Origin of the sequence: Novosphingobium naphthalenivorans NBRC 102051, from assembly GCF_001590985.1 — a bacterium.
Lineage (GTDB): Bacteria > Pseudomonadota > Alphaproteobacteria > Sphingomonadales > Sphingomonadaceae > Novosphingobium > Novosphingobium naphthalenivorans.
In genome coordinates this window covers 1-12,573 of the sequence record NZ_BCTX01000104.1, presented here as the reverse complement: position 1 = coordinate 12,573, position 12,573 = coordinate 1, and the positions used below count along the sequence as shown (strand labels likewise).

Genomic DNA, 12,573 nt, shown 5'->3' with positions numbered 1-12,573 from the left:
CCCCCCCCGCCCAATCCGGACCTCGAGCATTCATTTCGCAGGAGGTCCGCCATGAATGATCAGGTTCCAGCGACCACGTCCAAGGCCAATCCGATCAGCCCAATTCTCGATCATCCGGTTGATTGGCTTCGCACGGAGATTGACCGCCTCTTCGAAGATTTTGGCCGCCCCGCCGCCAGTCTGTTCGGTGTCGGCAATCGATCTTCAATCGCGCCAGTTCCGGCTATTGAACTTGTCGATGAGGACAAGGCCTATCGCCTCACCGCCGAGCTCCCTGGCCTGTCCGATGATGATATCGATATCAGCGTCGCTGACGGTCTCCTGACGATAGCCGGCGAAAAGAAGGAGGAGACCGAACGCAAGGACAAGGGCTATGTATTCAGCGAACGGCGATATGGCTCCTTCCGGCGCCAGGTATCCTTGCCCAGCGACGTTGACCCGAACGGGATCACCGCTGCATTCAAGGATGGTGTCCTCACCGTCACACTGACCAAGGATGAAAATGCGCCAGCGCGGAGTCGGAAGATCGAAATCGGGCAGGCATAGCAGTTTGCCGGAGGCTTCGACGGGACCTCGGCACCACGCAGACCCGCAAGCCGACGTCATAACCCTTCTCGAGGGACGAGCCTTCGGCTCTGGAGAGACCATGCGTCGGATCGACACGCATGCGGCGCGTGTGTTCCTCGTCGGCGATCGTGCATGGAAGCTCAAGCGTGCCGTCCAGTTCGACTATCTGGATTTTTCAACCGCCGATAGACGCCGCGCCGCCCTGGAAGCGGAGCTACGGCTTAATCGCAGGACCGCGCCGGAACTCTACCTGGCGGTTCGCCCGGTATCCAAGAATTCGGCGGGCTGCCTGAACCTCGATGGCGAGGGAGAACCTGTCGATTGGCTTCTGGAGATGCGCCGCTTTCCCGATGACGCCTTGCTCGATCATGTGGCAACCCAAGGTGGCCTGACCGATGTGCTGATCACGCAGCTCGCAGACCGGATCAAGGCATTTCATGATGGCGCCGAGACTTGCCTGTCCGGATCGGGGCGCAGCCGTTTGGAAGCCGTCATTGCCGGGAATGATCGAAGCATGGCTCGATTCCCCGACATTCTTCCCGCTCGGCTCGTGAGAGACCTGATCGACAGGCAAGTCGCCCTGCTGGCCCAGCACTCCGATCTGCTCGATTCACGTGCGCGAAGCGGGCGCGTGAGACATGGCCATGGCGATCTGCATCTGGGTAACATTGCCGTGATCGACGGGAGCCCCGTCCTGTTCGACTGCCTGGAATTCAGTCCCGAACTTGCGACCGGCGATGTCCTTTACGACCTTGCGTTCCTACTCATGGATTTATGGGGCCGCGGCCTTCATTGCGAAGCGAATGCCCTGTTCAATCGCTATCTGGACATTTCCCCTCAAGACGAGGCCGGCGTGGCTCTTGTGCCATTGTTTCTTTCGATCCGAGCCGGGATTCGCGCCCATACATCGGCCGCACAGGCGAGCGATGGTTCAGACGAAGCTCTGACCCAAAAGGCCAGCGCCTATCTGACGCTGGCGCGCGCAGTGCTCGAACCGGTGCCCGCGCGGCTCGTCGCCATTGGCGGGCTCTCCGGGTCCGGCAAGTCCACAATAGCGAAACTGATCGGCCATTCCCTCGGCGAGGTTCCAGGCGCGCGTATTCTGAGATCCGATGTGCTGCGGAAGCGACTTGCCGGCGTGCCGCCAGAATCGCCGCTTCCCAAAGACGCATATACCCTGTCCGCGAACGCAGCGATTTACACAGAGCTGAGACGGCTGGCGGGACACATGCTTTACGCCGGGCATTCGGTGGTGGCCGACGCTGTCCATGCGAAGCCTGAAGAGCGCACGGCGATCCAGGAGGTCGCACTGCGACGAGATGCGCGCTTCGATGGCATATGGCTCAACGCGTCGCCGGATATGCTGACCGCGAGGGTATCCAGCCGGACACATGACGCTTCGGATGCCAACGCAGCTGTTGTCGCGATGCAGACCCGCTACGATCTGGGTCACATCAACTGGCACCGCGTCAACGCGGCGGATGACCGCAAGACGGTCGCAACGCAGGTCATGGACGTCCTGGATGTCCGCCATTTGTGACGGGGAATGATGCAAGCCGCGCATGTCGCCCCAGCCGAAGGGATTCTCCATCCGGTGAGGTCGCGATGCCGATCATTGTTCGGCGCGTGCGCAATCGATGCACAATGCTGCCTCCGGCCGTGCATCCAGCCGAGCCGGTGCAATCTGCGACCCACAACGAACGCATTCGCCATAGGTGCCCTTCGCAATTCGCTCCAGGGCACGATCGATCGAAGCGGCCTCCCGCACGATCAAGCTTGCCTCGGCTTCCAGACCCGCATCATCTTCGACTTCGACGGCCTGTTCCGATGAGTCCGCATTAAGGGGCTCAGCCAGATCCGCATTCACTCGCGTCAGCCGAGCGCGAAGTTCCGACAGTCGCTCTGTCAGGCGCTCTTCTATGGCGGCTGTGTCAGTCACGGAGATTCCTTCAGAACAGTAGGTACCGAAATCGGCTTGGGGTTCGGTGCAGATTTATAGCGCCTTCTTCAGACGCAGGTAAGCCGAACGAAGTTCATCAGCGAGCACCTGGAGCGCGGCCTTGATGTTACCGCCGCTCTCCTGAAGGCGAGCTTCTGCAACGAAATGGTGCCATTTGGTTTCGAGCTCGTCCCACTCCTCGCGAGCTTCCATCGCGCCCAGATGCACCTGGACCTTGGCTTCGTCCCGGAGCTTGGCAAGATCAGCCTTAAGTTCTTCAATGGTGCTCATCGGTCGCTCCCCGGCAACAAGGTGTTGAGAAGTGTTCCTGTAGCCGAGCCTGAAGCACTGGGCGCTACGTAAAGCACCGGATACACGTTGGCCCCAGTCCTGGATTGCTCTTCAGGCTCGCTGCGCAACCCGCACGACGACTATCCGCGTATGATCGTTCTCGGGGAACGGGATTCCGCGTGCGTCCCAGAGCGTCCCTTCAACCTCGATTACCGGTTCTTCGCTCTCCAGAGTATCATCCGTCTCGATCGTTACATGAATAGATCCACGGCCTCGCCGCAGGGTCAATTCGACGCTCTCCCAGTCCCTGGGCAAGACGGGGCGCACCTGAAGTTCGCCGCCCACGAGCCGAACGCCAAGAATCTCCTCTACCGCCAACCGCCATGTCCAGGCTGCGGCACCCGTGTACCAGGTCCAGCCACCTCGGCCGAGGTAGGGCTCCATGCCGGCAATGTCAGCCGCCACGACATAAGGCTCGGTTCGATAATGGGCGGCGCTGCGAGCCGTCGCGGCATGCTGAATAGGATTGATCCGGTCGAAGAGCGCCTTGGCCCCGTCACCATCCCCCGTGCGCGCGAGCGCGAGCGCGAGCCAGCTTGCCGCGTGAGTATACTGGCCTCCATTCTCGCGAATTCCCGGCGGATAGGCCTTGATATAACCCGGCTCACGCGGCGTGCGGTCAAAGGGCGGATCCAGCAGACGCACGAGACTGTCGTCATCCCGAACCAGATATCGTCTGGCCGAAGCGAGCGCCGATCGGGTACGCTCGACCTTGCCGGCACCCGACAATACGGACCACGACTGCGCGATGGAATCGATGCGGCATTCCTGTTCTTCCGACGCGCCCCATGGGCGGCCGTCGTCGTCGAATGCGCGCAAATACCATTCGCCATCCCACCCCGACCGTTCCACCGCGGCCGCGAGCGTCTCTGCGCGGCCGTTCCAATGGTCGCGGAACTCGTTCCGGTCCGCATCCACACAATGACGCGTGAAATTTCGGATGGTCGCGATGAGAAACCAGGCGAGCCATATGCTTTCGCCATGCCCCCGGTTGCCCACGCGATCCATGCCGTCATTCCAGTCCCCTGCACCAATCAGCGGGAGGCCATGAGACCCGAGGCGGTAGGCGTGGGAAAGCGCGCGCTCGCAATGAACGAACAGGGATTGCGTGTAGTCACTCACCTCGAAACGCGCATAGCGATCGGTTTCTTCGGCCGTGAGCGGGGGCGCCCGCAGAAAAGGAACCAGCTCGCTCAGGATGGTTTTGTCTCCGGTCGCCTCAACATAATGAGCAACGGCGTACGGTAGCCAGACCAGATCGTCCGAGCAGCGCGTGCGGACGCCGCGATCCAATGGCGGATGCCACCAATGCAGCACGTCGCCTTCCTCGAACTGATGGGCAGCCGCGGCAAGGATATGCTGCCGTGTTGCATTCGGATCGACATGGATCTGTGCCAGAACATCCTGCAGCTGGTCGCGAAAACCGAAAGCGCCGCTCGCCTGATAAAAGCCCGCGCGGGCGCGGATGCGGGCGCTGAGCGACTGGTGCGGCAACCACCGGTTGACCATCAGGTCAAAGGCGGGATCGGGCGTCTTGACCTGCACCGCGTCCAGCCTGTCCTTCCAGAAACCGGCACACTCCCGCGCCGCGGTCTCGAAGGCCGATGGGTCCTGCCAGCGACGGACAAGGTCACGCGCGTGATCCAGGTCGTCGCCCTGCCCCAGCACAAAGCAAACTTCTGCGGTTCCTTCAGCCGGGATATCAAGATGGACCTGCAGGGCGGCGCAGCAGTCGTCACCGGCAGCATGCTGCCGGTGACCAAGATCCCAGTTCAGAAGTCCGAGGGGACTGGTGGGGTCGGCGTCATCGCCGTGAAAATCGTAGCGTGAGGTGGTGAGCGTGTGGACCGGAAGTGTCGAAGCAAGAAAGGAGATGCGGTCGGCAAATTCGTCGGTCCAGGGATTTTGGCCGAGAATCGCGTGCGAGATCGGATCATAGAATGAGCGGCGCAGGGGCGCCTGTTCTCCTTGCACAGCGCCCATCAGCCATTCGGCATAGTAGGTAGCCGTGATCCGGCGCGGACGCGGCAACTGATTACGCAAGCGAAGCCGGACAAGCTTCACGGTGTCGTGCGTCGGCACGATGACGGAGAGCTCCTGTTCAAGGCCTTCGCTATGCCGGTGCCAGGACGTACGGTCGGGGCCGTGATCGATGCGGCATGCCGTGTCTCCACCGGCCGGAAGCGGCGTCGGCGTCCAGAGCCGTGCGTTTTCCTCATCGCGCAGATAAAGGCGTTCGCCTTGAGGATCTTCGACAGGGTCGTTGAACCACGGCGTGAGACGGTTTTCACCACTGTTTATCGCCCAGGTGAAGCCCAGACCGCCCTCGGTCACGATCGTCCCGAAGCCGTCGTTGGCGAGGACGTTGGCCCAGGGCGCAGGGGTCGGCGCACCGGGTTCCAGATAGATAGTATAGTCGCCCGTATCCGGATCGAAGCCTCCCCACCCATTATCGAATTGCAGATCAGCCGGGCGCGGTACGGGCGCCGTCATGATTGTACCGGAGTTCGCCCCGACCGGCGCGAACAGAGGGCCCGGATGCGGCGGCTGGTCGTATCGCGCAAGCTGGTCGACTAGGCTGCCGCCGGCTTCGTCAAGGATGAGGCGGGCAACCTGATCGAGAAGCGCCGCCCGCTCGCCATCGGATGGACCGATGCCGACGAGGTGTATCCCGGCATGGGTGCCAAGGCGATCCTGTAGCCCGGCATCCTTCAGCACTTCCAGAAGACGCTCGCGGACGGGCTCGATATAGCCCGACGTTCCTTCATGCGTCACCACCAGGTCGATCGGCATACCACGCTGCCGCATGAGCTTGTGGAAGGAGAGAAGCTGTCGAAGCAGGTCCTGCTGCTCCGCGGTTCCGGAACGCAGCATCAAAATAGGATGGTCGCCCGATATCCCGAGCGCCCAAAGGTCCCCGCGCCGAAATGTGCGCGCGCCGGCCGATCCCGGCTCTGCCGCTCTGGTGAGAAGAGTGGACAGCAACGCCTGCGCCTGCGGCACGATGTGCGGCTGCAGGCCCAGCTTGTGCATCTCGCGCGCCGCCGCACTTGCCGTATCGCTCACAGCCCAGTCGAGTGACGGCAGGGTGGTAAAGCGCTCGGCAAGTTCGAGGGCCGATTGCCGGGATCCAGCCGCAATGGTGACGAAGGCGAATTCACGTCGCGCGCGCGGAGGCAGTTCCACCGTCATCCTGATCGCGCAGATCGGATCAAGCGTCCAGCCGAGCGGGCCACCAGGCAGTTCCCCGGTCAACAATGCGGGCCGCCTGGGGCACCCATATCGTCCGATGAAAGCGCTGCGATCGGCTTCGAGACCGAGCAGGGTAACGCCATCTTCATCCCCGATCACACGGGTCAGCAGGACGGGCGGACGTTCCGCCGAACTGCGCGGCCGCCGCGTGAAAAGCAGGCCGTCATTGCCAGGCAAGGCTTCCGCCCCCACGAACAGCTTGCTGAAGGCAGGGTGGCGCGCCGCGTCCTGGGCCGGAGCCAGAACGATCTGCGCGTAGCCCGTGACTTCGATGGTCCGGGGCTTATCGCTATCATTGACAAGAGCGACACGCCGGATCTCCAGGTCGTCGGCATTGGCGACATTGATCGTTGTCGTGACCGACAAGCCGTGGGCGCGCTGGTGGAACTCCACCTGATGCGCTTGGAAGATCACCTCCGGCGCGTCTTCGGGTCGAGAAAAGGGGCCGCCCGTTGCCGACCAGGTAACATCTGCATCCCGGTCGTGCAGATAGATCCAGAAACCTGCGTCCCCACGGGTCAGGGCATGCTGGTTCCAGCTCAGCCCACCTGCACCGTCTGTCCGAATGCGGCTCGAAAGCCGGCCATTGCCGAGAATCTGCCACGCGTGCTCCCCACGGCGCCGAGTGGGTGCCCAGCCGTAAAGGCCCGGAATCAGTTCGTCGGGTTCCGGCTGTGGCTCACGAACCTCAAGCCGCGCGATCTCGGGCGGCAGCTCCCATGGAATCCTTTCGTTAAGGAGCAGGTCGACGGTGCGGATATGAGGATCGGTGTGGAACCAGCGCACGAGCATGTCATCGCACAACGCGTTTCCGAGCGCGGCAAGGCTCATGCCATGATGATGAGCCATGTAGGAGCGCACGACGGCAAAGCGTTCACCGTCAGGCGCCCGCTCGGGCGTGAAGTCGACCGCTTCGAAAAATCCGTATCGGCCGATGAGGCCAAGATCCGCCAGAGTTTGAAGGTTGCGCGTCGCCAGCGCGGGCCGGATCGTCAGCGCCAGCGCCGTCGCATAGGGGCTGATAACCAGATCGCGCCCCAGACCTCGCTGGAGGCCGAGCGCAGGGACGCCGAATGCGTGATATCGGTAGACGCGGTCCTCGCCCATCGATGCGAAGGACGACTCCGAAATACCCCAAGGCATATCATGTGACCGCCCGAATGCGATCTGGATAGCAATCGCGGTCCGGTCACTCATTCCGAGCAGGGTTTGGGGATCGCTCTGCAGGAAGATGTTCGGCATCAGATATTCGAACATCGAGCCGTTCCACGATATCAACGCCAGGCCTGCGTGCTGCTTGGTGATGGGCCGCCCGAGATGGAACCAGTGCAGAGGCTCTATGTCGCCCTTCGCGATGGCGAAAAAGCTGGCGAGGCGTGCTTCGCTGGCGAGCAGATCGTAGTGGTGCGGATCTATTCGATCGGCGCTCACATTGTAGCCGATATGAAAGAGCCGGCTGCCGGCATCGAACAGGAACGAGAAGTCCATGGCGTGCGCGGCGGCGTTAGCGCGACTGGAGAGGTCATCGAGGCGGTCATGAAGCGCTTGCCGGGCCGCCTGGCCTTCCTCGATCACCGCCTGGAGATCGTGCGCCCATTGCCGGCTTTCCGCCGGTAGCTGGTCTCTCGCCGCATTGAGGACGCCAATTGCTGCCGCGGCGCCCGCGTGCGTGGACGGCAGCCGGTCGTTCGCCAACAGGTCGGCGACTTTTGCCGCGACGTTCGAACACTCTGCCGGATGCGGCGCGAGCGTCTCCCACCAGGGCGAGAACAGCCGAAGGTCTCGCCGCATGCCGGACAGATGATGTTCGAGCCGCTCCAGCCAGGCTTGGACATTCCGCAGGGAGGCGATTTCATCCTCGCCGACGCTTTCGGCCATCAGGGTAATCTGCTCGCGCAGGCGAGGAAGATCGGTCGACAGGAGATCGTCGATCCTCTCGGCCCAGTCTTGCCTCCCTTCCTCAATCCTGCGGGCGGTTTCCCGCATAGCCTCAAGGATCGAGCCGGCGGCGGAGGCCGCTTCGAGGTCGATCGTCGCAATCGCTTCGGCGAGCAACTCGATATTGTCGTCAAACCCTCGCCACAAATCCGTGGCGACCGGTGGCAAGCTTCTGGCTTCCTGAAGGGCTCGCGCGACGGTGATCAGACTGACCGCGAGATTTCCGCTGTCGACGGTCGAAACATATCGGGGCTCCAGGGCCGCGAGCGTTCTCGTCTCGTACCAGTTGAGAATATGCCCGCGGTAGCGGTCCAGGCGATCCAACGTATCGAGCGTGTTGTGAAGCCGTGTCGCAACCTCGTTGAGGCCGATATGTCCGAGGCGCCAGGCAGTGAGGACCGATACCATCATCATTCCGATGTTGGTCGGCGAGGTTCGGTGCGCGATTTCCTCGTCGGGCGGCTCCTGATAGTTATCGGGTGGCAGCCAGTTGTCCTCGGGGCGCACAAAGGTCTCGAAAAAGAGCCAGGTGCGCCGCGCCATCAGTCTCAGGAACTTTCGATCGTTTTCGGACAGCGTGTCCTTTGCCGGCTCAATCGGACGGCTGATCCGGATCGCGATCTCAGGCGCAATGAACCAGAGCAGCAGCAGGGGAGCCGCGACAGGCAGGGAAGCGGGCGCGGCAAGGAACAGACCCGCGCCGATGATCAGCGCGAACACCGGAGAGGCGGCCATGTCACGCCATGCCGCCAGTCGCGGATGTCGCGCCGCGTTGCGCGTCGCCATGTGGGCGGCCGACGTCCATTCGAGCTTTCTTTGGCCCGAATGGAGACGCCATAGGGTGATGGCAATGGCATGCAGCGCTATCATCGCGTCACTGACGAGAAAGACGATAGCGAGAAACCAGCGACCCGCGTGATCCGCCAGACGTCGCAGCAGGTTCTGCATGACGCCGCGGCGGCGGCCCTGCGCGAGGCCGGTCACGAGGTCCGTAAAGAGATATGCACCGGGCGCGATGACGGCAAGCAAGGTCCAGACCCAGGGCTGCCCATGGAGAAGAAACCATCCACCCACCAGCAGCGCCACAATACTCGCTGGAATTATGCTGCGCCGCAAATTGTCGAATATCTTCAGCCGATCGAACCAGCCGAGCCGGTTGCGCAGCCATCGGCCATCGCCGCCGGGCACGAAGGGAAAGAGCCATGGCAGGATCTGCCAGTCCCCACGGACCCATCTGTGCCAGCGCCAGGTGAAGTCGAGATAGCTGGTCGGGAAGCTCTCATAAACGATCGCATCGCTGACCAGCGCCGCTCGCCCGTGCAGTCCTTCGAACAGGTCATGGCTGAGAAGTGTATTCTCGGGAACGCGCCCTTCGAGGCTCCGATGAAAGGCCGCCACATCATAGAGGCCCTTGCCCACGTAGACGCCTGTGCCGAGCAGGTCCTGATAGACGTCGGATACGGCGCGCGAATAGATATCGATGGTCGTGTCGCCCCCGTAGAGGCGCGAAAACAAGGATTGGCCGGTCGCTTCCGGCGCCAGCTCAACGCGCGGCTGAAGAACCGTATATCCTCGTTCGACCGCGCCGGTCGCAGCGTTGAAGTGGGCGCGGTTAAGGGGATGAGATAGCGTCCCCACCAGTCGCCGGACGATGCCGGCCGACAACCTGGTATCGGCATCGGCCGTCATCACGAAACGGCATCGCCGCAACCGTTCGATGCTGCCGACGGTCACATTGAAGGGGGACGCATCTCCGTTCAGGATGAAGGCGTTGAACTGCTCAAGCTTTCCGCGCTTTCGCTCCCAGCCCATCCAGCAGCCCTGGGCCGCGTTGAACCGTCGTGGCCGATGCAGCAAATGGAACGGCCCACGTCCCTTGGCATTGGCAAAGCGCGCGTTGAGTTCCTCGATCCCGCTGGTCAGCGCGCGAACGATATCGGCATCGACCGAGACACTTTCCTGTGATGCATCGGCGAAGTCGCTGAGCAGCACGAATTCGAGCGCGGCGTCGGGATTGGAAAGGCGGTGCGCCTCCAGGCGCCGAAGCAGCGGCGCGATGTCCGACAATCGCGCGACCAAGACAGGCATCACGACTGCCGTCGCCGAACTTTCGGGGATGCCTTCCTTGAAATCGAGCTTGGGGAGTACGTTCGGCCGAACGATGTGGGTCACGAGCCAATTGACGAAGGTGATGCTCAGGATCGATGCGGGTAGCAGGGTGAGCGCGATCCCTAGAAGCCAGGATCCGGCGGTGGCGCCGGTGGAAACCAGATAGGCTGCGGGTAGAGCAAAGCCCGCAAGGCCCGCGAGCAGCAAGGCGGCTGCATAAAGCAGGCCTGGATAACGCAGCGCGCGTCGCAATATCGAGCCCGGCGTCCATGGACGAGGATCGATCGCGTCGGCAAAGGCAGGCCGTCCGATATCGATGAGCCAGAAGCCTACATGGCCCGATGGCGCTTCGTCGCTGCTATGGCACTGGCGCAAGGCACGCTCGGCGACATCCCATTCCGGGAGTCCCGACTGGTCGGCAAGCTGCTCGACCGCATGGCGATATCGATCGCGCGTATCGAAGTCCATATGTGGATAGACGCCTGCCGGGTCGCGCCGGAGGATGGCTTCGACCTGGCTCGTTCGATCGAAGAAGTCGTTCCATTGAATCGTCGCGATCACGCCAAGGTTCGCGATTGCGCGCGCGACGCATTCCGTATCGTCAAAACCAACCATCGCCGTGTCGGGCGTCTCGACGATCTCAAAGGGCGGCTCGACCTCCGGGAAGAGGTGGCTGAAACCTCCGATGAGCAATTCCAGGCAGACTATGCGCAGCATGGTCGGGAAGGCCCAGGTCTCGGCGATGCTGAGCGGCATCGTCTTTTGATATTGTTCTACGAACAGCACCGCGCCATTCAGCGAGACCTGCAGGTGAGAAGCCTGCAGCAAGGCATGGGCAAGCTGATGCACGCGAGGGCGACCGAGCCCGTCCCCGGAGATCGCCGGAAGTTTCGCGTAGAACTCTTCGGGAAGATCCTCGCGGATCTGCAGGATGGCGCGTTGTATCTGATAATCGTTGTCGAGCAGCCATTCAGCCGCGGCGCCTGCGCGCTTGTCGGCCTTGGCGGCCGCCTGTCGGGCCTGCCTCAGCCACGTCTTCATCTCCTCGAGATGCGCCCATGCGGGCAGCGGCACCGACTTGCCGAGCAGTCCTGTCAGGTGATGACGGTCGGCGACCTCCTCCGCCGCCCCGGCGAGCGGATCGCGCTCCTCATAATCGGCCATCAATCAGACCTGAATGGCCGTTGGCAATCTCACGCTCTGGCTGGCGGCAGGCGAAGTCATTTGCGCCTTGCGGCTCGCCGAAGGCAGGACGAGCATCGGGACACTGCAATGGGCCATCAGATAGGAGGCAACCGTTCCGTACGGGACGTCCCTGACATGCTGATGCCCGTGCCCGCGTGCGGACATCACCGCGAGATCAGCCGCTTCGCGATCGACCAACGCGCAAAGCGTGTCGCGAACGTCGCCGCCACGGATGACAATCGCGCGAGCGCGAAGGCCCATCGCCGAAAGATTGGACCTGGTCCGATCCAGATAGCTGCGCGCGGCCTGCTCGTTGCGTTCGATCAGGTTTTCGCGCAGCGTCTCGTCTTCGGTTTCCAGGGGTCGCGCCTGGATCATTTCGGGCGTGGGGACGACATGAACGAGCAGCAGCTCGGCGTCGGCTGCCTTCGCGAGGCGCACCGCAAGGGGCAGCACGCTTTCGGCCCAGCGCGAGCCATCGAGCGGCACCACGATCCGTCGATAGGCCGAACCCGGGACGGGCGCTTCCACCGGAACAAGCAGGACAGGGCCTGGTGCCTGGGACAGCACCTTGTGGACCGTGCCCCCCACGCCGTCGCGGCCGGCTTCCTTTCGTCCGCGCCTGCCCAGCACGACCATCCCTTCGTCACACTCCCGCACGTACCGGCAGATTTCCTCCGCCGCCGGTCCTTCTGCGAGCTCAATGGTCGTTTGAGATGAGGACGGTTCGATCGTCGCAGCACAACGATCGAGCACCCGCATGGCCTCGCGGCGACGAAGATTGCACTCGATGGGGTCAGGCCGTGCGTCGGGCGACGCGTCTCTGTCCAAGACCTGAAGCAGCGTTACCGGAACGTCGAGCGTTGAAGCCAGAGCAAGAGCGTGTGGATAGATCCACGCGTTGCGATCGGTGCAATCGATGCACGCGACGACGCCGGATGTCTTCGCGGACATTCGGGGCTGGGAGAAGGATGGAAAGGCAGATACGGCAGACATAGGAAAACCTCCTGTTGCCGTCCGTCTCCCCGCTACCGGCGGCGCTCATTCCGACTGTTGCTATCAACGTCATCTGGCCGGACCCTGTTCCCCGATTCCAGCCAGCACTCAAAGGCTATCGGCGGTTCCAGGATGGGGCCATTAGGGCTTTTACGAATGCCGCCGGACTCAGACGACGTTCTCGGGTAACCTTCCCGAGCTCGCGATTGCGCGACAATATGCGGGTGAACCCAGGC

6 protein-coding genes are annotated in these 12,573 nt (G+C 62.6%); 2 read left to right on the top strand and 4 right to left on the bottom strand.

Annotated elements, in window-relative coordinates:
* The first annotated feature begins 51 nt into the window (after positions 1-51).
* Both NN5_RS22040 and NN5_RS22035 read left to right on the top strand, forming a co-directional pair.
* Positions 52-546: an Hsp20/alpha crystallin family protein gene (locus NN5_RS22040; protein WP_037487144.1), complete on the top strand. Its 495-nt coding sequence runs from the start codon at positions 52-54 to the stop codon at positions 544-546.
* Positions 497-2,107, top strand: a complete 1,611-nt coding sequence (locus tag NN5_RS22035; RefSeq protein ID WP_245656660.1) for a bifunctional aminoglycoside phosphotransferase/ATP-binding protein — start codon at positions 497-499, stop codon at positions 2,105-2,107. The genes NN5_RS22040 and NN5_RS22035 overlap by 50 nt, the downstream gene beginning before the upstream one ends.
* Before the next feature lie 72 nt (positions 2,108-2,179).
* On the opposite strand, the gene NN5_RS22030 is transcribed toward NN5_RS22035, so the two are convergent.
* The 4 genes from NN5_RS22030 to NN5_RS25425 form a co-directional block, all read right to left on the bottom strand.
* Positions 2,180-2,506 (bottom strand): TraR/DksA family transcriptional regulator, encoded by a 327-nt coding sequence (locus NN5_RS22030; RefSeq protein WP_013846853.1) that lies wholly within the window; start codon positions 2,504-2,506, stop codon positions 2,180-2,182.
* A 54-nt stretch (positions 2,507-2,560) separates the two neighbouring features.
* Positions 2,561-2,797 (bottom strand): hypothetical protein, encoded by a 237-nt coding sequence (locus NN5_RS22025; RefSeq protein ID WP_013846854.1) that lies wholly within the window; start codon positions 2,795-2,797, stop codon positions 2,561-2,563.
* A gap of 111 nt (positions 2,798-2,908) precedes the next feature.
* Positions 2,909-11,320 (bottom strand): GH36-type glycosyl hydrolase domain-containing protein, encoded by an 8,412-nt coding sequence (locus NN5_RS22020; RefSeq protein ID WP_021690816.1) that lies wholly within the window; start codon positions 11,318-11,320, stop codon positions 2,909-2,911.
* Between the two features lie 3 nt (positions 11,321-11,323).
* Positions 11,324-12,295 (bottom strand): universal stress protein, encoded by a 972-nt coding sequence (locus tag NN5_RS25425; RefSeq protein ID WP_081659601.1) that lies wholly within the window; start codon positions 12,293-12,295, stop codon positions 11,324-11,326.
* Between the last annotated feature and the right edge of the window lie 278 nt (positions 12,296-12,573).

Excerpts from the sequence above, each read along its gene's own strand:
- NN5_RS22040 (WP_037487144.1), top strand. The coding sequence starts at position 52 with ATGAATGATCAGGTTCCAGCGACCACGTCCAAGGCCAATCCGATCAGC.
- NN5_RS22035 (WP_245656660.1), top strand. The coding sequence starts at position 497 with ATGAAAATGCGCCAGCGCGGAGTCGGAAGATCGAAATCGGGCAGGCAT.
- NN5_RS22025 (WP_013846854.1), bottom strand. The coding sequence starts at position 2,797 with ATGAGCACCATTGAAGAACTTAAGGCTGATCTTGCCAAGCTCCGGGAC.
- NN5_RS22020 (WP_021690816.1), bottom strand. The coding sequence starts at position 11,320 with ATGGCCGATTATGAGGAGCGCGATCCGCTCGCCGGGGCGGCGGAGGAG.
- NN5_RS25425 (WP_081659601.1), bottom strand. The coding sequence starts at position 12,295 with ATGTCCGCGAAGACATCCGGCGTCGTCGCGTGCATCGATTGCACCGAT.